The organism is Bartonella taylorii 8TBB, assembly GCF_902825155.1.
Taxonomy (GTDB): domain Bacteria; phylum Pseudomonadota; class Alphaproteobacteria; order Rhizobiales; family Rhizobiaceae; genus Bartonella; species Bartonella taylorii_A.
The window spans coordinates 154,234-173,844 of sequence record NZ_CADEAG010000002.1; the positions used below are offsets into that span (position 1 = coordinate 154,234).

Below are 19,611 nucleotides of genomic sequence, written 5' to 3' on the forward strand. Positions count from 1 at the left end.
AAGTGTGATTTCTGTTACGTGTTATAAAGGTCAAAAAGTTGCTCTGTTTGGATTAGGGCAATCCGGATTATCTGCTGCGCAAGCATTGATGTGTGGTGGTGCAGATGTGGTTGCATGGGATGATAATTTTTCAGGTGTACAAGCAGCTTGTCGGCTAAATATTCCAACAAGAGATCTTCGACATGAGGATTGGTCTGAGTTTGTTGCATTGATTTTAGCCCCTGGCGTTCCTTTAACTTATCCTCGTCCGCATTGGGTTGTTGAGAAAGCACGTCAAAAAGATATAGAAATTATCGGTGATATTGAGTTATTTGTTCGTGCACGCAATCATTTTTTACAACATCATGGTTTTTGCGATCAGGATGTTCCGTTCGTCGCTATTACGGGAACGAATGGAAAATCGACAACAACAGCTTTGCTTTCTCATCTTTTGGAACAGATGGGCTATGATGTACAAATGGGGGGAAATATTGGTACTGCAATATTGACGCTTAAGCCATTTGTTAAAAAACGTATTTATGTGATTGAATGCTCATCGTTTCAGATTGATCTCACGCCCTCTCTTCAGCCAACCGTTGGACTTTTATTGAATTTGGCGCCTGATCATATTGATCGCCATGGTAGCTTTTTTCATTATGTACGGAGCAAAAGGCATTTAGTTGCTGAGGCTTCTCATGCTTTTGTTTCAGTTGATGATGCTGCTTGTCGTGGTTTGTATCAACAATTGGTTCATGAAGAGCGTCCCGTTGAAGCAATTTCTAAAGAAAACTTTGTTGAAAATGGTTTTTATGCGGATGGGACTAAACTCTTTTCTGTTCGCTATGGGCAGCGTCAGATGCTTGCAGATCTCGCTCATATGCCTGCATTGCGCGGTAGTCACAACGCGCAAAATGCTCTTATGGCGTTAGCTACATTGCAGGTTTTAAAAATAACTGATCCACATATGAACAAGCATTTAGCAAGTTATAAAGGGTTAGCGCATCGTATGCAGCAGGTGCGTAAAATGGGGGTGGTTTTGTTTATTAATGATAGCAAGGCTACAAATGCAGATGCATCAGCTCCTGCGCTTTCTGCTTTTAATGATATTTTTTGGATTGTGGGAGGGCAGGCGAAAGAAGGTGGAATTAATTCTCTTAGAAGCTTTTTTCATAAAATTCACAAAGCTTATTTGATTGGCACTGCGGCGGAAGAATTTGCCAGTGTTATTGGATCTGCTTTTCCTTTTTCGATGAGCGTAACTTTGGAAAATGCAGTGTATGAAGCTGCTGCTGATGCAATGCGTTGCAAGGCGAAAGAGGTTGTGGTCCTTTTTTCACCTGCTTGTGCAAGTTATGATCAATTTAAAAATTATGAAATACGTGGAGAAGCATTTATTTCTTTTGTTATGCAGTTAAAAGAAACATGAACCTAAAAAAATATTTTTGCGTTAATACTCCAGAATCTTTTTTTGTGTAATTCAGTTTTTGAAGTGTTTGCTAAAAAGTTGGGAACTGTATCACTTTGAGTAGAATTATGAAAAGGATAAAGTGGATATAATGGTTACGCGTGCAGATAGAGACCCAATTGCGAATTGGTGGTGGACGATTGATCGCTCTATTTTTGCGGCTTGTTTGATTTTAATGGGGATTGGCATTATGCTGTCTTTTGCTGCCAGCCCCACTATTGCAAAAAAAATCGGAATTGCTGATAGTTTTTATTTTGTTCGGTGGCATATTATTTTTAGTATTCCAGCGTTTTTTACGATGGTTACGGTTTCTTTTTTCTCGCTTCGTAATATTCGCCGTGTATGTGCTCTTTTGCTTATTGTAACGCTTGTTCTTATGGTTGCAACCTTGTTCGTTGGTCCAGAGTTAAAGGGAGCACGACGGTGGATCCCTGTGTTTGGCTTTTCTATACAAGCTTCAGAGTTTATGAAACCAGCGTTTGTTGTGATGTCTGCTTGGCTTTTTTCAGAACATATACGAGGTAGAGGTATTCTTGGCTACACACTCGCTATAGTGCTTTATGCTTTTTGTTGTACACTTCTTGTTCTACAGCCTGATATTGGTCAAACACTTTTAATAAGTGCAACATGGGGCGGTCTGTTTTTTGTTGCTGGTGTGCCCCTTACTGTTATTTTCCTCTTTATCATTTTAGGTATTGTAGGAATTTTTTTGGCGTATTTTTTTCTTCATCATGTTCGTGAACGGATTAATGGTTTTTTGACAGGTGAAGGTGATACCTTTCAAGTGGATGTAGGACGTGAGGCTATTTTGAATGGTGGTTGGTTTGGGCAAGGACCGGGAGAGGGAACTGTGAAACGTATCATTCCCGATAGCCATACAGATTTTGTGTTTTCTGTTGCTGCTGAAGAATATGGTATTATCCTCTGTCTCTTAATTATGATGCTTTTTGGCTTTATTGTTATGCGCTCATTGTATATAGCGCTGAATACGCGTGATTCATTTATACGTCTTGGTATTACTGGCATAGCAATGATGATAGGTTTTCAATCAGCGATTAATATGGCAGTTAATCTTCATTTAATACCCCCGAAAGGTATGACATTACCGTTTATTTCTTATGGTGGTTCATCTATGGTGGCAATTGCACTTTCAATGGGCATTCTGCTTAGTTTAACACGCCGTTGGCCAGAAGCGCGTCTTTCAGCTTTTTCCTCTCTTTCTGTTTTGGATACCACTCATGACTCATAAAAAAGTTATTGTTTTGGTGGCTGGTGGTACAGGCGGGCATCTTTTTCCTGCAGAAGCACTTGCCGTTGAATTAAGGCAGCGTGGATATGATGTTCATTTGGCAACGGATGGAAGAGCGCAACGTTTTGTACGCTGCTTTGATGAAGAGCATACACATATACTTTCATCGGCAACATTTACAGGACGCCATCCTTTTGCTCTTATAAAAACATTTTGGGCTTTGTTAAAAGGAATGGGGCAATCGTTGGTGCTTTTTTATAAATTACGTCCTGTTCTTGTTGGTGGTTTTGGGGGGTATCCTACCTTTCCTCCTCTTATTGTTGCTGCTTTAACGCGGCGTGTAACATTTATTCATGAGCAAAATGCTATTATGGGGCGTGCCAATCGGATGTTGGCAGCTTTTGTGCATGCAATAGCAGGTGGCTTGTTGTCGCAAAATAATACTTATGCTCATAAAATACTTTTGACTGGGAATCCTGTGCGTGAGGCTGTTCTCAAAGCAGCAGAAATCCCTTATCATTCTTCAACGAGTGGAAAGCCATTTCATTTCTTGATTTTTGGTGGGAGTCAAGGGGCTTCTTCTTTTTCACAGATTGTTCCGGCAGCGATTGCTTTGTTGGATGATGAGAACCGTAAACGCTTGCGGATTGTGCAGCAAGTTCGAGGTGAAGCTGGAGAGTTGATAAAAACCTATCATATGATGGGTGTGCAAGCAGAAGTTGCTTCTTTTTTTGATGATATGGCAGAACGTATGGCGCGATCTCATTTTATTTTATCGCGCGCTGGTGCATCATCCGTTTGTGAAATAGCGGTCATTGGTCGTCCTGCTTTGTTGGTTCCATATCCTCATGCTCTCGATCATGATCAGTCTGCGAATGCTGCACTGCTTGCACATGTGGGAGGGGCTCAAATTGTATTAGAAAAAGATTTAAACGCACAAAGACTCGCTTCTCTCTTAACAGAAGCTTGTTGTGCGCCGCACTTATTAAGAAAACAAGCGCTTGCTGCAAAAAAAGTTGGACAGCCTCATGCAACTAGTCGCCTTGCTGATATGGTTGAAGGGTTGATTGTGGGGCGATCATTGTCAGATATAAAAGAGGAGTTTTTTGATGAAAATGCCGCTTAATATAGGCGTTATCCATTTTGTTGGAATCGGTGGTATTGGCATGAGTGGAATTGCAGAGGTTTTTCATAATCTTGGCTATAAAGTTCAAGGATCAGATCAAGTTGAAAGTGCAAATGTTGAACGTTTACGAGGAAAAGGAATTAATGTTTATATAGGCCATCGCTCTGAAAATTTAGGAGATGCGGAGGTTGTTGTTTTTTCTACTGCTATAAAAAAAACAAATCCTGAGTATATTGCTGCAAAAGAAAAGCATTTGCCTCTTGTGAGACGCGCGGAAATGCTTGCGGAGCTTATGCGGTTTCGTCGCGCAATTGCTGTTGGTGGTACACATGGTAAAACAACGACTACATCAATGGTAGCAGCACTTCTGGACGCTGGTCATTTTGATCCGGTGGTGATTAATGGCGGTATTATTAATGCTTATGGAACGAATGCGCGTATGGGCGAAGGTGATTGGATGGTGGTCGAAGCCGATGAAAGTGATGGTACATTTTTAAAGTTACCTGCTGATATTGCTGTTGTTACCAATATTGATGCTGAGCATTTGGATCATTATGGGGATTTTGGTGCTGTGCGCCAAGCTTTTCGGCAATTTGTAGAGAATGTACCTTTTTATGGTTTTGCTGTTTTATGTCTTGATCATACAGAGGTTCAGTCGTTGGCTAGTCGTATTGATGATCGTTGGGTGATCACTTATGGTGCAAATCCACAGGCGGATGTTCGTTTTCTTAATCTTTCGATGGATGGTCAAAAAACGCATTTTGATGTTTTTATTCGTTCACGCAAGACAGGGAGAGAGACTGAGTTGAAAAATTTGATCTTACCAATGTCTGGGCGACACAATGTTTCTAATGCAACTGCGGCGATTGCCATTGCTCATGAACTTGGCATTTCCAATGAATCTATAAAAAAGGGCTTAGCAAAATTTGGTGGAGTAAAACGGCGTTTTACGCAAACAGGAAGTTGGCGTGGCGTTGAAATATTTGATGATTATGGGCATCATCCTGTTGAAATAAAAGCTGTTTTATGTGCAGCGCGTGAGAGTACAAAAGGGCGTGTGATTGCAATTGCGCAACCACATCGTTATTCACGTTTGTATCATTTGTTTGATGATTTTGCTTCTTGTTTTAATGATGCCGATACAGTTTTGATTACACCCGTTTATGCGGCTGGTGAAGAGCCAGTTGCTGGTTTTGGTGCGAGAGAATTGGTAGAACACATGCAAATGGCTGGTCATCGTGATGTGCGTTTGATTCATTGTCTAGAAGATGTCGTTTCGATTGTCTCTACTTCTGCTAAATCGGGCGATTATGTTGTTTTTCTTGGTGCGGGCAATATCACACAGTGGGCTTGTGCATTGCCTCATCAGTTAGCGGTACTTGATAGTCATGATAAATTTTCAACTCATTGATGGTGAGGCGCTGTTAGCGCGATTGCAACCGGCGTTAAGTGGAATAAAAGGCAAACTTACGCCTCATGTTGATATGCGTAAAGTGACGTGGTTTCGCACTGGCGGACTGGCAGAACTTTTTTATCAGCCTGCTGATGAAGCAGACTTAGCTCTTTTTCTTCAAAATACTCCTGAATCTATTCCTGTAACAATTGTGGGGATTGGTTCTAATCTTCTGGTGCGTGATGGGGGGATTCCTGGCGTTGTTATTCGTCTTTCAGCTAAAGGCTTTGGGCAAGTGCGGCAAGTTTCTCCAAAGCGTTTTTTGGTTGGTGCTGCTACGGCAGGTAAACATTTAGCTGCGGCAGCTTTAGAGGCTGAGATTGCAGGTTTTCATTTTTACCATGGTATTCCTGGTGGTCTTGGAGGAGCACTTAAAATGAATGCAGGGGCTAATGGTATTGAGACAGCTGCACGTGTTGTGGAGGTTTATGCTCTTGATCGTAGAGGACAGCGTCATATCTTGAGTTTAAAAGATATGCACTACTCTTATCGTCATTGCGATGTTCCTGAAGATTTTATTTTTACTGCTGCTTTATTGGAAGGACATCTAGGAAATAAAGACAATATTCGTGCGGACATGAATGAAGTTGCTCTTCATAGGGAAACAGTACAGCCTATTCGCGAAAAAACAGGTGGATCAACTTTCAAAAATCCTGAAAATACATCTGCATGGCGTGTTATTGATGAAGCAGGATGCCGCGGTTTGCGGATTGGTGGAGCTCGAATGAGTGAAATGCACTGTAATTTTATGATCAATACAGGGCAAGCAACAGGCTATGATCTTGAGATGTTGGGAGAAACAGTACGTGCTCGTGTTTTTGCTCACTCAGCCCATCTCTTACAGTGGGAAATACAACGTCTCGGTCAATTTGAACAAGGCCGTAGTGTTTCCTCTTTTGACCATTTAATTCATTGATTCAATATAACAAAAAAAATGTAATAAAAAATTGAGTCATTTCAAAGAGATAATGAAAAAAATCTATTAAGAATCAATAAATTAACAAAGAAACTCTTGCGTCATGCCTTTGAGTCTGATTCATTATGCAAAATGCTAGGTTATTGATTCGCAATGATAAATCTTAGCATTTCCCGTATATGGTGTTAGTGGTTTCTATGTAATCTATATATAGTACACAGATGAGGGTAAGTGGTTATGAAAGATGAGCATATAGCTGTATTAATGGGAGGATTTTCCTCTGAACGGTCTGTAAGTTTGTCTTCAGGTACTGCTTGTGCTGATGTTCTTGAAGCGCAGGGATATCGCGTGAGCCGCATAGATGTTGATGGTCATATTGCTTCTATTCTTGAACAATTGCAGCCTGATATTGCTTTTAATGCGTTACATGGACCATTTGGTGAAGATGGTCGTATTCAGGGTATTCTTGAATATTTGAAAATTCCCTATACGCACTCTGGAGTGATGGCGTCGGCGCTGGCAATGGATAAAGGGCGTGCAAAGATTATTGTTGCAAGCGTTGGGGTTTCTGTTGCTCCTTCTCGTGTGATGAGCCGCTTTGATGTGGGGCGAACACATCCTCTAGAGCCTCCTTATGTGATTAAGCCTGTGTGTGAAGGGTCGAGTTTTGGTGTCGTGATTGTGCAAAGAAATGAATCTGCCCCGCCGCATAATATTTTGGAGGCTGAGTGGGTTTATGCAGATGAAGTGATTGTTGAAAAATATATTCCTGGTCGCGAACTTACTTGTGCTGTTTTGGGAAATGAGGTGTTGGATGTTTGTGAAATTCTCCCTGATCAGCACTTTCAATTCTATAACTATGACTCGAAATATAAAATTGGTGGTTCTCTTCATATTTGTCCTGCACAACTTTCACCAAATATTTACCAAAATGTGCAAAGAATGTCTCTAGCAGCACATCAGGCGATAGGTTGTCGAGGTGTTAGTCGTTCTGATTTTCGTTTTGATGAGGAAACGGGAGAATTGGTTTGGCTTGAAATTAATACGCAGCCCGGTATGACACCTACATCTCTTGTCCCTGATATTGCGAAAGTGAGTGGTCGTACTTATGGCGATATTGTTCAGTGGATGGTGGAGGACGCGTCGTGTATGCGTTGAATATTAATAAAATAGATATTCTGATGGAGGTGTCGTTAGTGTCAGCTTTGCCACGTCTTTATCGTCGTTTTCTTCGGTTTATGTTTGAGTTTGTTTTTATCAGACTCCATATTCCACGTCATTTAGGTTCTTTTGCTGTTTTATTATTTTTCTTTGTTACGGTGCTTTATGGGCTTTCATCAAGTGGTCATATGGGAATGATTATAAAGACCGTAGTATCGGATGTTGGTTTTGTGGTCACCGATGTCGATATAAGTGGTAATAAGCGCTTAGTAAAACAGGAAATTTTGAAAATTTTAGAACTGGATACTGCTCCCTCTATATTCACTTTTGATGTTGATAAGGCACGTTCTCTTTTGGAACAGCAGGCTTGGGTTCAATCGGTTAATATTCAGAAGATTTATCCTAACAGAGTGCTTATTTCTGTTGTGGAGCGTGAGCCGTATGCAATTTGGCAGCATGATGGCATGATGGATATTATTGATCATACAGGGCGCGTCATTGTGCCCTTTAAAGGAAAGATCGTTCTTGGTTTGCCTCTTGTGGTTGGTCAGGGTGCGCAGAACTCTGCTAAAATGTTTATTCAAACGCTTTCGGCATATCCACAGTTGTACAGTCGTGTTCGCGCTTTTGTGCGTGTAGGTGATCGGCGTTGGGATCTTGTCTTGGATAATGGGGTGCGTGTTATGTTGCCTGAAAAGGATGCATTTGAAAGACTTTCTTCTCTTATTAAGACAGGTACAATGCAGAATCTTTTTACTCGCGATATTCTAAGTGTTGATTTACGTCTTGTTGATCGCATTACAGTTTCTTTGTCTGATGAGGCTTTGGAACGTCGTGGTGCTGCTGTGGCAGAAGAAGAACGCATTTTGAAAGCGCGAAAGGCAGGAAACCTATGATGTCGCTCAGATCGCATCATGTGGGAAGCCGTAAAACACGTTTTTTAACGGTTCTTGATGTTGGCTCCAGTAAGATTGTTTGTCTTATTGCTTGTTTGCGTCCTTTAAAGCATGCGCATTATTTACATGGTCGTACGCATTCTATGGAAATTTTAGGCTTTGGAGTGCAGCGTTCACGCGGTATCAAATCCGGTGTTGTGATGGATATGTTTGCAGCAGAGCAATCAATACGCTTGGCTGTTGATGCGGCAGAAAAAATGGCTGGTTTGGTGGTGGATTCTGTGATTGTGAACTTTTCTTCAAGCCGATTACAAAGTGCTCTTATCAATGGCGTGGTACGTTTGAACGGTCGTGAAGTAACCAAGCGTGATGTGCGCGTGGCATTTTCAGATGTTTCGCGCAAAGCTTTTGATGCTGAGCGTCATGTCATGCACTCTGTTCCAGTCTCTTATATGTTGGATGGAGATAAAGGGATTTCTGATCCTGTTGGAATGGCAGGAGAATTGTTTGGTGTGGATGTGCATGTGGTCACAGCGGAAACAGCGTCTTTGCGTAATTTAGAAACTTGTATTAATCGTGCGCATTTGAGTGTTGAGGCAATGGTTGCAACCCCCTTTGCAAGTGGTCTTGCTGTTTTGATGAATGAGGAAGCGCATTTAGGAGCGGCATGTATTGATTTTGGTGGTGGAACAACAACATTTTCGGTGTTTTTTGAAGGGAAGTTTGTTCATGCAGATGCACTTGCAGTTGGTGGACATCATGTAACTCTCGATGTTGCACGTGGATTCTCTATGTCCCTTACAGAGGCAGAACGTTTAAAGGTTGTCTATGGTTCGGCACTTCTAACAAGTGCTGATGAGCAGCATATGATTAATGTGACAGAGATTGGGAGCGAACATCGTGAAACTCAATATCCTCGCGCTGTTCTTGGTCGTATTATTCGTGCACGTGTTGAAGAAATTTTAGAGATGGTACGTGACTGTTTAAATCGTTCTGGTTTTGGTCATATTATTGGTAAGCGTGTTATTTTAACTGGGGGAGCCAGCCAGTTAACAGGGTTGCCAGAGATGGCACGTACTATATTAGGGAGAAATGTTCGTATAGGGCGGCCTTTGGGTATTTCGAGGCTTCCTTCTCTTGCAAAAGGGGCGGCGTTTACATCTGCGGTTGGGTTATTGATTTATCCGCAATTGGTGGGTTTTGAAGAAAGAACAATGCAGACTGCAGTGAATCATTTATCGACAGGCGCGCGTGGGTATTTTCAGCGTGTTGGTCAGTGGTTGCGTGAGAGTTTTTAAGTAAGTCTATAAAGGGAAGTTAAATTTCATCGCTTTGGCTTGCGGTGTCTTATGAGAAGGAAAAGGAAATGACGATTAATCTGCATCGGCCAGATATCGCGGAATTGAAGCCACGTATTACCGTTTTTGGTGTTGGCGGTGGTGGTGGGAATGCCGTGAATAATATGATTAATGCTGGTCTTCAGGGAGTTGATTTTGTTGTTGCAAATACAGATGCACAGGCTTTGGCTATGTCAAAGGCTGAACGTGTTATCCAGCTTGGTGCAGCAGTTACAGAAGGTTTAGGTGCTGGTGCTTTGCCAGAAGTTGGACAGGCAGCTGCTGATGAATGTATTGATGAAATTATCGACCATCTGGCAGATTCCCATATGGTTTTCATTACTGCCGGTATGGGTGGAGGTACTGGAACGGGGGCAGCGCCTGTTGTGGCTCGCGCAGCGCGTGAAAAAGGTATTTTGACCGTTGGTGTTGTGACTAAGCCATTTCAGTTTGAAGGTGCACGTCGCATGAAGACGGCGGAGGCTGGTATTGAAGAATTACAAAAGTCTGTTGATACGTTGATTGTTATTCCCAATCAGAATCTTTTCCGTATTGCGGATGAAAAGACAACATTTGCTGATGCTTTTGCTATGGCTGACCAAGTTCTTTATTCTGGTGTTGCTTCTATTACGGACCTCATGATTAAAGAGGGGCTCATTAATCTTGATTTTGCTGATGTTCGTTCTGTTATGCATGAAATGGGTCGAGCAATGATGGGAACGGGCGAGGCGTCTGGTGAAGGTCGTGCTTTGAATGCTGCTGAAGCTGCTATTGCGAACCCACTGTTGGATGATACTTCTATGCGTGGTGCTCGTGGCTTACTTATTTCCATTACGGGTGGTCGTGATATGACTCTCTTTGAAGTCGATGAGGCTGCTAATCGTATTCGCGAAGAAGTGGATGCGGATGCGAATGTTATCTTTGGTGCCATTGATGATGAGTCACTAGAAGGTGTTATTCGTGTATCTGTGGTTGCAACGGGTATTGATCGTGAGATGAGTGATGTGATTCAGCCTTCTCATCCTCAAGCTCAGAGACCAGCAGCTCCAATTCGTAAGAGCGATCCTGGAATGTCGCAGAGTTCTTTTCATGTTCAGTCGCCTCCTTTGCGTTCTGAGTCAATGGTAGAAGTGATAGAAGCGCTTGAAATAGAAAACGGTAAACCGGCTGGAGAACAATTCCGTCCTAAAAGTCAAATTTTTGCACAGCCTGCAGATGCTCTTGCTGCACGAAGTGCGAATGCTGCTCCTTATGGATCAAGTAGTGTGCATGGGCAGATGTTAAATGCACCACGTATGCAAGTTAACCGTGGTTCTCAGGCATCTATTGTTGCGCCAGTGAGCATGGAAGCAACAGCGCATGTTCTTGATGAGATGTCAGGAGTTGTACAGCAGAAAGAAAAGCAAGTGCAACAAAGACAAGCACAACAAATGCAAGCGCGTTTACCTATGCGTATGCCTGAGTTAAAGGATTTTCCTCCTGTTGCTCATGGTCAACGTGAAAGGGTATCTTTAGCCAACCAAGGACCTCGCAATCTTTGGCAGCGTTTGAAACAGAGTTTGACACATCGCGAGGAAGTTGAGCCAGAAGCTAGGTTGGAGCCTGCTGTGAAATCTTCTCAACAACAAGACACGCACGTTTATAATAAAAGTTCTCAGGCGCTTTCTCAAGATGCTTCTGTTTATGTTCCACGCCGTTCTGGTGAATTGCACCCCCACGTACCGCAAGATCAGCGTAATTTTATGAGTGAAGAGGATCAGTTGGAAATACCAGCGTTTTTGCGTCGTCAAGCAAATTAATCGCAAAGAAGTGAGAAAAAGGGAAAATTTGACTTTTTCTATGATGAGTAAAAGCTTTGTGCAATGAAATATATTGTGCTTTGGAAAAAATACTCTGTTTTTTATAAACCCGCTTATAATAAGCGGGTTTATTATTTGCTATGCATATCATTTTTATGGCTTTATAAATATTTTTAAAAGGCGTAAAACAATACAATGAAGTGACAGAATGAAGCTGATGCAAAAATATCAGTCTACTCTTAAAAAAGCCGTGACATTTAAGGGCTATGGTGTTCACAGTGGTTGTTTGTCTGTGATGAAGGTTTATCCAGCTGACGCTGGGCATGGTATTGTTTTTAAGCGCTGTGGATTAGATGGGACAGAGCAAATATTTCAAGCGCATGCATCGCAAACGGGAGCAACTGAATTATCAACGGTGCTTGGGCATGGAGAGTGCAGAATTGAAACGATTGAACATTTGATGGCTGCAATCGCTGCTTATAATTTAGATAATCTTTTTATTGAAGTATCGAGTCATGAAGTCCCTATTTTGGATGGGTCTGCATGGCAGTATTGTCAAGCTTTTGAAGATGTTGGCATTGTACAGCAGGATGCATTACGTTCCTATTTCATTATAAAAAAGCCGCTGCGGGTTGAAATAGGTGGTGGAATTGCTGAGTTTTTGCCGTTTGATGGGTGCCGTTTTGATGTAGCGATTTCTTTTTCTTCTCTTGCTATTGGTAAACAATATTTAAGTTTTGACCTTACCACACAAGGGTTTAGAGATAATTTATCACGTGCACGCACTTTTGGTTTTGTCAAAGACGTGGAAAAATTATGGGCTTCTGGAAAGGGGATAGGTGCTTCTTTGGAAAATTCCCTTATTATTGATCTTAATGATGAAATTATGAATTCAAATGGTCCTTATTGGAAAAATGAATGTGTGCGGCATAAAATGCTTGATGCTATTGGTGATACCGCTTTGCTGGGGGCACCTTTTATTGGATTGTTTCGTTCCTATTGTAGTGGGCATAGAATTAATTCGCAGTTGGTGAAAGCTGTTTTGGCAGATGAATCTCATTACGAAGAAAGTTATTTATAGGTAGCGTGAAAGAAAAATTGAAAAGATTTTCTTATTGCTTGTTTGATTTTTAAGGGGATGATTGACCTAAGCTACTAAATTGGTTAGTGGATCTTAAAGTGATATGGTATAGAAAACTTTAATAAATAATTTTGCTACAAGGTGATATTCTCTGGAGGTTGGATAAGACTATGATAAAATCTCATGTATGTATTGAAAATACGGCATATAGAAAATCTAACATTGTATGCAAGGTATTGGGGGTGATACTTTTAGGGAGCACTTGCATGTTAGCAGGTTGTTTATTTAAAGAGAAAAATACCCTTAGTCCATCTGCATATGTTTTAAAAATGGATCCACCAGATGTTTTATATAATCAGGCACTTGCTAGCCTTGATAGTGGACGGCTTGCGGATGCATCAAAAAAGTTTCTTACGATTGAAAAGCAGTATGCTTATACTGACTGGGGCCGTAAATCCTTAGTGATGGGGGCTTTTACAAATTATCGGCTCGGCAAATATGATGATTCAATCAGTATGGCTCAGCGCTATATTACTCTTTATCCAGAGGCAGATGATTCTGCTTATGCTTATTATATTATTGGTCTTTCTTCTTTCCGTCGAATTCCTGATGTTACGCGAGATCAACGTGATACGAAACGTGCTATTGCTGCCATGCAGCTTCTCATAGAGCGTTATCCGAATTCTGAATATGTCAAGGATGCTAAAGCTAAAATACGTTTTGGGCGGGAGCAGTTGGCTGGTAAAGAGATGCAGATTGGCCGTTACTATGAGGAAGGTCGCCGCTATCTTGCTGCAAGTAGAAGATTTCGTACGGTCGTTGAGGAGTATTCTGATACAAATCAAATTGAAGAGGCGCTTTTTCGTTTGGCGGAAGTTAATCTTGCTCTTGGTTTAACTGCGGAAGCGCAAACAGCAGCAGCTATTTTAGGACGTAATTATCCCAAAAGTGAGTGGTATAAATTTGCTTATAATTTATTGCAAAAAAATAGCATATCGCCACAGGAGCATAAATCTTCTTGGATCTCACATGCTTTGAGTGGTGGTAAGAATAAGGCACGTTGATTTTATATGCTGGTACAGCTTTCGATTCACAATATTGTTTTGATCGAAACGCTCGATATTCATTTTACAGCGGGGTTATCGGTTTTAACTGGTGAAACGGGCGCTGGGAAGTCTATTCTCCTTGATGCTTTGTCACTAGCTCTCGGGGGGCGAGGTGATGCTTCGCTTGTGCGTCATGGTGCTGCCCAAGGGCAGGTGACGGCTGTTTTTGATGTACCTGTTTCACATCCTGTGCGTCAGCTTATCCGTGAGAATGGTTTTGATGATGAAGGCGATATCATTTTACGGCGTGTGCAATCAAGTGATGGTCGTAGTCGTGTTTTTATCAATGATCAGGTGGCTAGTGTTGCGTTAATGCGTAGTGTTGGCCGTATGTTGGTTGAAATCCATGGACAGCATGATGACCGTGCGCTTGTTGATGTTGCGACACATCGCCAGTTATTAGATGCTTTTGGTGGGCTTGAAAATGAAGTAGAAAATTTGCGTTGCTGCTATCGGATTTGGCGTGAGTTTGAAGAGCGTTTGCAACAACAGCGTATTAAAGTAGAGAATGCTGTGCGTGAGGCTGATTATCTTCGTGCGTGTGTGGAAGAGCTTGAAAAGCTTGATTTTCAAGTTGGTGAAGAGGAGGCTCTTTCTCTTCGTCGTGCAGATATGCTGAAATTAGAAAAAATAGCGGCCGATATTAAGGAAGCAGATGATCTTTTAGGGGGGTCAAAATCGCCAATTCCAGTTCTTTCCAATTTGGTGAGGCGTTTAGAACGGAAAATCTCTGAGGCGCAAGCGTTGATTGCACCTGTGGTGAAATCTATTGATGAAGCATTGCATGCACTTGCAACAGCGCAAGAAGGTATTGAAACGGCAATGAGGGCATTGGATTTCGATACAGGTGAATTGGAACGGATAGAAGAGCGCCTTTTTGCTCTTCGGGGATTTGCTCGTAAATATCACGTTTCTGCAGATGAATTGGTTCAGTTGCGTGATAAAATGGATGCTGAACTCACTGGCTTTGAGGAAGCTCAGAGCACGTTAATGCGTTTAGAAGATGAGGCAGGGCAAGCACAGAAAGATTATGATACATTGGCGCAAACGCTGTCAATAAAGCGTCGAAAAGCAGCAAATCGTTTGTCTGAAAGTGTTATGGCTGAGCTGCCAGCATTGAAACTGGAGAAAGCAGAATTTATCGTTGAAATGCAAAGTGATGCTGAAAAACGTACTGCAGAGGGGATAGATCGTATTGAGTATTGGGTTCGAACAAACCCTGGTACACGAGCAGGACCAATGCTCAGTGTGGCTTCTGGCGGTGAACTATCTCGTTTTTTATTGGCATTAAAGGTTGTTTTGTCTGATCGTGGTTCAGCTCCCACATTGATTTTTGATGAGATTGATACAGGGGTTGGTGGTGCTGTTGCTGCTGCCATTGGGCAACGGTTGCAGCGTTTATCAGAAAGTATTCAGGTTTTTGCTATTACGCACGCACCACAGGTAGCATCTAAAGCACATAGTCATTTTCTTATTTCAAAGATGGAAAGTGATGATAAAGGTCGCTTTGTTACGGGTGTTCATAAAATGGAGGCGTATGAGCGTGCGGAGGAAATTGCCCGCATGTTGGCAGGAGAACAGATTACAGAAGAGGCGCGTGCAGCGGCTCAAAAGCTTCTTGCATAGATAAATTGATAAGCGATATTTTAATCGCTTATCAATTATATCACTTCAATTATATTATTGGTGAGCATGTGTTTATTTGGATTCTATTCGTAATAAGGCGCTGAAATTCTTATGACCATAGCTTATCATTTGGAATAGATTTTATGAACAAGGATGCAATTAAAAACTTAACTGTTCTTGAAGCAGAAAGTGAATTGGAGTGGTTGGCAAAAGAGATTGCACGTCACGATCTGCTTTACAATACTAACGATCAGCCTGAAATTTCTGATGCAGAATATGATGCTCTTCGTCGGCGAAATGCAGAAATTGAAGCTTTCTTTCCAGAGCTCATTCGTGAAGATTCTCCTTCACATAGAGTTGGTGCACCTATTTCTGAAAAGTTTGAAAAGTCTGTTCATGCACAGGTTATGCTTTCTCTTGATAATGCATTTAGTTTTGAAGATGTCAGTGAATTTATTGAACGTGTTCGTCGTTTTTTACGACTTCCAAAAACACAAGTTTTGGAAATAACAGCTGAACCGAAGATTGATGGTTTATCTTTATCTTTGCGTTATGAGAAAGGAAGGCTTGTGCGGGCCGCAACACGTGGTGATGGATATGTAGGTGAAAATGTCACTGCGAATGCGCGAACAATTTATGATATTCCAAAAATATTACAAGGTAATTTTCCTGATATTCTTGAGGTTCGTGGTGAAGTTTATATGGAACGGAAGGATTTCCAAGAGCTTAATATGAAACAACAGGGAGAGGGAAAATTAGCTTTTGCTAATCCTAGGAATGCTGCAGCAGGTTCGCTACGACAGCTTGATTCGCGGATAACCGCAAGTAGAAAGCTTAAATTTTTTGCTTATGCTTGGGGTGAAGTAAGTGAAATGCCGGCAGAAAGTCAAATAGTGATGATGAAAAAGCTAAGAGAATATGGCTTTATTATCAATCCATTCACAAAAGTTTTTAAGACATTAAAAGAGATTATTTCATATTATCATGATATCGAAGAGCTTCGTCATTCCTTAAGTTATGATATTGATGGGATTGTTTATAAAGTTAATGATTTGATGCTACAGGTGCGTTTGGGGTTTGTCTCTCGTTCGCCACGTTGGGCAATTGCGCATAAATTTCCGGCAGAAAAAGCTATGGCGCTTTTGGAAGGCATTGATATTCAAGTAGGTCGAACTGGAGCATTAACCCCTGTTGCGCGTCTTGCACCTATTACCATTGGTGGAGTGGTGATTACCAATGCAAGTTTGCATAATGAGGATTATATTAAGGGAATTGGTCATAAAGGAGAGCCAATTCGTGAAGGGCGTGATATACGTGTAGGCGATACAGTGATTGTACAGCGTGCTGGTGATGTGATCCCTCAAATTGTTGATATTGTTGCTGCAAAGCGTCCAAAAGATGCTTCTGCTTTTGTTTTTCCTCACTTATGTCCCGCTTGTGGGAGTCATGCCGTTCGTGAAGTGGGTGAAGCTGTGCGTCGATGCACAGGGGGGCTTATTTGTCCTGCACAAGCGATTGAGCGTATTCGTCACTTTGTTTCGCGTAATGCCTTTGATATTGAGGGACTTGGGAAAAAACAGGTGGAGTTCTTTTTCCATGTTCAAGACGAGACGCTTTGTATTCATACACCAGCTGATATTTTTACTTTACAACGGCGCCAAGAAAAATCTTTGACACGTTTAGAAAATATGGAAGGTTTTGGTACTGTTTCAGTTCGTAAACTTTATGATGCCATTAATGCGCGCCGAAAAATTCCTTTAAGCCGTTTTTTGTTTGCATTAGGAATTCGTCATGTTGGTGAGGTTAATGCACGACGCCTTGCGCGCGCCTATCAAAATTATTTTGCTTTCGAGACTGCCGCAATGGCAACGATTATGTCATGTGATAAGGAAAATGAACAAGGTAATGAGGCTTGGATAGAGCTTACTAGCATCGAAGGAATCGGACCACAAGTAGGGAGCTCAATTATTGATTTTTATCAAGAGGCGCATAACCGCGAGGTTTTGTCTGTTTTGCTGAATGAAGTAACGCCTCTTGATGAAGAACTCGTGATGACAGATTTTTCACCAATAGCAGGAAAGATCATTGTTTTTACAGGAACTTTGGCACGAATGTCACGCGATGAAGCAAAAGCGTTAGCAGAACGATTAGGTGCAAAGACTTCAGGTTCTCTTTCTAAAAAAACGGATCTTCTTGTTGCAGGAATTGGGGCAGGATCGAAGTTAGCTAAAGCACAAGAATTAGGTGTTGAGGTTATAGATGAAGAGACTTGGCTGCAGTTGATTGCGTGACATTACGTTTAAAGTTTTTCCTTCAAGAATGATGAATACACCAATATTATCATTCATCTCATGTAAAACATTGCTTGCGCTTGTGTGCTATCATGAGAATGCTGATACTCTCTTTCTTCTCTTGAGATTGTTATGTTCTCTTTTATTTTGTGAAGAATTTTGATTTGTGAATATTCTAAATACGACTATTTGTATAAGGGGTTGTTCTTATATTCTTTGATGAAAATTCTGTATTTTTCTTAAAAAAGAGAAGAGGGAGTTTTTTACAGAAAGAGTAAAAGTTGTACGCTACTTTACTTAAAGAGGCATTGTTGCTTCTTTTGCCCATTCTTTATCTTCTTCATTCAAGTAAGGTGCATTAACCTGATAAACATGTGCATGGTAGTCGTTGAGCCATTTCCGCTCCTCTAGTGTTAAAAGCTCTGAGAGGATTAAGCGTCGATCAATGGGGCAATTTGTGAGTGTTTCGAATGAGAGCATTTCTATATCTCCACCATTAATTTTTTGTGCTGGTTTTACGATCATCAAATTTTCAATACGAATTCCAAAAGCACCTTCGCGGTAATATCCAGGTTCATTAGAAATAATCATTCCGGGGATCAATTCTTGGCACCCATTGCGCGAAAGATTTTGTGGTCCTTCATGAACAGAGAGATAAGAGCCAACTCCATGACCAGTGCCATGGGCATAATCAAAACCTGCTTTCCATAAGGCGATACGTGCTAGAGCATCAATGTCTTGTCCGCGTGTACCTTTTGGGAATTGTGCGGTTGAAAGAGCAATCATGCCTTTGAGGACAAGAGTGAAACAGCGTTTTTCTTCTTCTCCAATATTCCCAATTGCTACTGTGCGTGTGACATCTGTCGTGCCATCACGATATTGTCCACCTGAATCCACAAGATAAAGTTCACCAGCATTGAGTTGTTTATTTGTTTGAGTCGTTACACGATAATGAACAATGGCACCATTTGCTCCTGCTGCTGAAATCGTATCAAAAGAGAGGTCTTCAAGTTTTTCTCCCATTTCTTTTGCTGTTGTTGTGCGAAATGCTTCTAATTTTTGAGCAGCAGAAATTTCATTTATAGACCCTAGTGTTTGTTTATCTAACCAAGAAAAAAAACGTGTAAGGGCTACGCCGTCGCGCAGGTGTGCTTTGCGCGCACCGTTTAGTTCTGTACTATTTTTAATGGCACGTGGTAGAGCCGCGGGATCAGTAAGCTTAATAAAAGAACCTTCTTGTTCTTCAATAGTGGTGCGTAATTTTTCGCACGTTAGTCGTGGATCTAAGGCAAAAATTGTTCCCTTTTGAACATAATCTTTAATCTTTGGAATAAGCTGTTCTGGTTCATATAATTTTGCATAACGTTCCAGATATTGTTTCTGTTCTATACCTAATTTTGTGCCGTTAATGAATAAGGCGGGCGTTTCTTTGATAGGAATAAGAGCAAAACAAAGGGCAAAAGGTGTGTTGGAAACATCATTACCACGTATATTGAATGTCCATGCAATAGAGGAGGGGTCTGTAAAAATAAAAGCATCTGCATTGGCTTGTTTGATATTTTGGTGAATCAAGGACAGCTTTTCATCGGTATTATATCCTGCATATTTGAGAGGATGAATCGATAAGGCAGATTGTGGTAATTGTGGTTGATCATGCCAGATAAGATCAATGGGATTTTTTTGAACTGTTATAAGCCTTCCACTTGCGTTCATTTCTAATGCTTTTCTCAATGTATCTATAGCTGCAATGGTGTGGAGCCATGGATCAAAGCCAATAGAAAGCTTGTGTCCATTTTTTTCAAGCCATTGTGAAGGTGGGTAAGTTACGAGATCTTCATACTCAAAAATATCAGGATCAGTTTGTTGGCGAACTTGGAGTTTATAGCGCCCATCTGTGAATATGATGGCTTTGTTTTTTAAAATGAGTGCAATACCTGATGATCCAGTAAAGCCAGTAAGCCAGCTAAGACGTTGAGCATGTGGGGGGACATATTCTCCTTGATGTTCATCTGCACGTGGGACAAGAAAGCCATCTAGTCCGAGGTGATCGAGTTCTTTACGAAGAGAGGTAATACGCTCGAGAGCATGAGTGGGATTTGTTGTTGCTTCAAAAGATTGATACATAA

The 19,611-nt window shown here is 41.3% G+C and carries 14 protein-coding genes; 13 read left to right on the forward strand and 1 reads right to left on the reverse strand.

All coding sequences use genetic code 11. From position 1 onward, the window contains the following. Positions 1-4 precede the first annotated feature (4 nt). From murD to ligA, 13 genes are all read left to right on the forward strand, one after another. Positions 5-1,405, forward strand: coding sequence for a UDP-N-acetylmuramoyl-L-alanine--D-glutamate ligase (gene murD, locus J7R13_RS02835; protein ID WP_208437385.1), 1,401 nt, complete (start codon positions 5-7; stop codon positions 1,403-1,405). Positions 1,406-1,535: 130 nt separating this feature from the next. Then, the gene (locus J7R13_RS02840) at positions 1,536-2,693 is read left to right on the forward strand and encodes an FtsW/RodA/SpoVE family cell cycle protein (protein ID WP_208437386.1); all 1,158 of its coding nucleotides are present in this window, start codon (positions 1,536-1,538) and stop codon (positions 2,691-2,693) included. After that, on the forward strand, positions 2,683-3,819 hold the full coding sequence (locus J7R13_RS02845) for a UDP-N-acetylglucosamine--N-acetylmuramyl-(pentapeptide) pyrophosphoryl-undecaprenol N-acetylglucosamine transferase (protein WP_208437387.1): 1,137 nt from the start codon (positions 2,683-2,685) through the stop codon (positions 3,817-3,819). Before J7R13_RS02840 ends, J7R13_RS02845 begins: the two co-directional genes overlap by 11 nt. Then, complete coding sequence (gene murC / locus J7R13_RS02850) at positions 3,803-5,230, forward strand: UDP-N-acetylmuramate--L-alanine ligase (RefSeq protein WP_208437388.1); 1,428 nt, start codon at positions 3,803-3,805, stop codon at positions 5,228-5,230. Before J7R13_RS02845 ends, murC begins: the two co-directional genes overlap by 17 nt. Beyond that, on the forward strand, positions 5,208-6,188 hold the full coding sequence (murB, locus tag J7R13_RS02855; RefSeq protein ID WP_208437389.1) for a UDP-N-acetylmuramate dehydrogenase: 981 nt from the start codon (positions 5,208-5,210) through the stop codon (positions 6,186-6,188). The genes murC and murB overlap by 23 nt, the downstream gene beginning before the upstream one ends. Before the next feature lie 237 nt (positions 6,189-6,425). Next, positions 6,426-7,346, forward strand: coding sequence for a D-alanine--D-alanine ligase (locus J7R13_RS02860; RefSeq protein ID WP_208437390.1), 921 nt, complete (start codon positions 6,426-6,428; stop codon positions 7,344-7,346). After that, the gene (locus tag J7R13_RS02865; protein WP_208437391.1) at positions 7,334-8,245 is read left to right on the forward strand and encodes a cell division protein FtsQ/DivIB; all 912 of its coding nucleotides are present in this window, start codon (positions 7,334-7,336) and stop codon (positions 8,243-8,245) included. The genes J7R13_RS02860 and J7R13_RS02865 overlap by 13 nt, the downstream gene beginning before the upstream one ends. Continuing rightward, positions 8,242-9,543, forward strand: coding sequence for a cell division protein FtsA (gene ftsA / locus J7R13_RS02870; protein ID WP_208437392.1), 1,302 nt, complete (start codon positions 8,242-8,244; stop codon positions 9,541-9,543). Before J7R13_RS02865 ends, ftsA begins: the two co-directional genes overlap by 4 nt. A gap of 68 nt (positions 9,544-9,611) precedes the next feature. Beyond that, complete coding sequence (gene ftsZ / locus J7R13_RS02875) at positions 9,612-11,381, forward strand: cell division protein FtsZ (protein ID WP_208437393.1); 1,770 nt, start codon at positions 9,612-9,614, stop codon at positions 11,379-11,381. A 208-nt stretch (positions 11,382-11,589) separates the two neighbouring features. After that, positions 11,590-12,462: a UDP-3-O-acyl-N-acetylglucosamine deacetylase gene (lpxC, locus tag J7R13_RS02880; RefSeq protein WP_208437394.1), complete on the forward strand. Its 873-nt coding sequence runs from the start codon at positions 11,590-11,592 to the stop codon at positions 12,460-12,462. A 170-nt stretch (positions 12,463-12,632) separates the two neighbouring features. Beyond that, on the forward strand, positions 12,633-13,526 hold the full coding sequence (locus J7R13_RS02885; RefSeq protein ID WP_208437395.1) for an outer membrane protein assembly factor BamD: 894 nt from the start codon (positions 12,633-12,635) through the stop codon (positions 13,524-13,526). A gap of 6 nt (positions 13,527-13,532) precedes the next feature. Beyond that, on the forward strand, positions 13,533-15,194 hold the full coding sequence (gene recN, locus J7R13_RS02890; RefSeq protein WP_208437396.1) for a DNA repair protein RecN: 1,662 nt from the start codon (positions 13,533-13,535) through the stop codon (positions 15,192-15,194). Between the two features lie 143 nt (positions 15,195-15,337). Then, on the forward strand, positions 15,338-17,485 hold the full coding sequence (ligA, locus tag J7R13_RS02895; RefSeq protein WP_208437397.1) for an NAD-dependent DNA ligase LigA: 2,148 nt from the start codon (positions 15,338-15,340) through the stop codon (positions 17,483-17,485). Between the two features lie 297 nt (positions 17,486-17,782). Here the strand turns inward: ligA and J7R13_RS02900 are convergent, their stop codons facing one another. Beyond that, positions 17,783-19,609 (reverse strand): aminopeptidase P family protein, encoded by a 1,827-nt coding sequence (locus J7R13_RS02900; RefSeq protein WP_208437398.1) that lies wholly within the window; start codon positions 19,607-19,609, stop codon positions 17,783-17,785. Positions 19,610-19,611: the final 2 nt, after the last annotated feature.

Bases quoted from the DNA above. Each gene is read 5' to 3' on its own strand.
- murB (WP_208437389.1), top strand. From the start codon at position 5,208: ATGATAAATTTTCAACTCATTGATGGTGAGGCGCTGTTAGCGCGATTG.
- J7R13_RS02860 (WP_208437390.1), top strand. From the start codon at position 6,426: ATGAAAGATGAGCATATAGCTGTATTAATGGGAGGATTTTCCTCTGAA.
- J7R13_RS02900 (WP_208437398.1), bottom strand. From the start codon at position 19,609: ATGTATCAATCTTTTGAAGCAACAACAAATCCCACTCATGCTCTCGAG.
- murC (WP_208437388.1), top strand. From the start codon at position 3,803: ATGAAAATGCCGCTTAATATAGGCGTTATCCATTTTGTTGGAATCGGT.
- J7R13_RS02885 (WP_208437395.1), top strand. From the start codon at position 12,633: ATGATAAAATCTCATGTATGTATTGAAAATACGGCATATAGAAAATCT.
- lpxC (WP_208437394.1), top strand. From the start codon at position 11,590: ATGAAGCTGATGCAAAAATATCAGTCTACTCTTAAAAAAGCCGTGACA.
- ligA (WP_208437397.1), top strand. From the start codon at position 15,338: ATGAACAAGGATGCAATTAAAAACTTAACTGTTCTTGAAGCAGAAAGT.
- ftsA (WP_208437392.1), top strand. From the start codon at position 8,242: ATGATGTCGCTCAGATCGCATCATGTGGGAAGCCGTAAAACACGTTTT.
- J7R13_RS02840 (WP_208437386.1), top strand. From the start codon at position 1,536: ATGGTTACGCGTGCAGATAGAGACCCAATTGCGAATTGGTGGTGGACG.
- ftsZ (WP_208437393.1), top strand. From the start codon at position 9,612: ATGACGATTAATCTGCATCGGCCAGATATCGCGGAATTGAAGCCACGT.
- J7R13_RS02845 (WP_208437387.1), top strand. From the start codon at position 2,683: ATGACTCATAAAAAAGTTATTGTTTTGGTGGCTGGTGGTACAGGCGGG.
- recN (WP_208437396.1), top strand. From the start codon at position 13,533: ATGCTGGTACAGCTTTCGATTCACAATATTGTTTTGATCGAAACGCTC.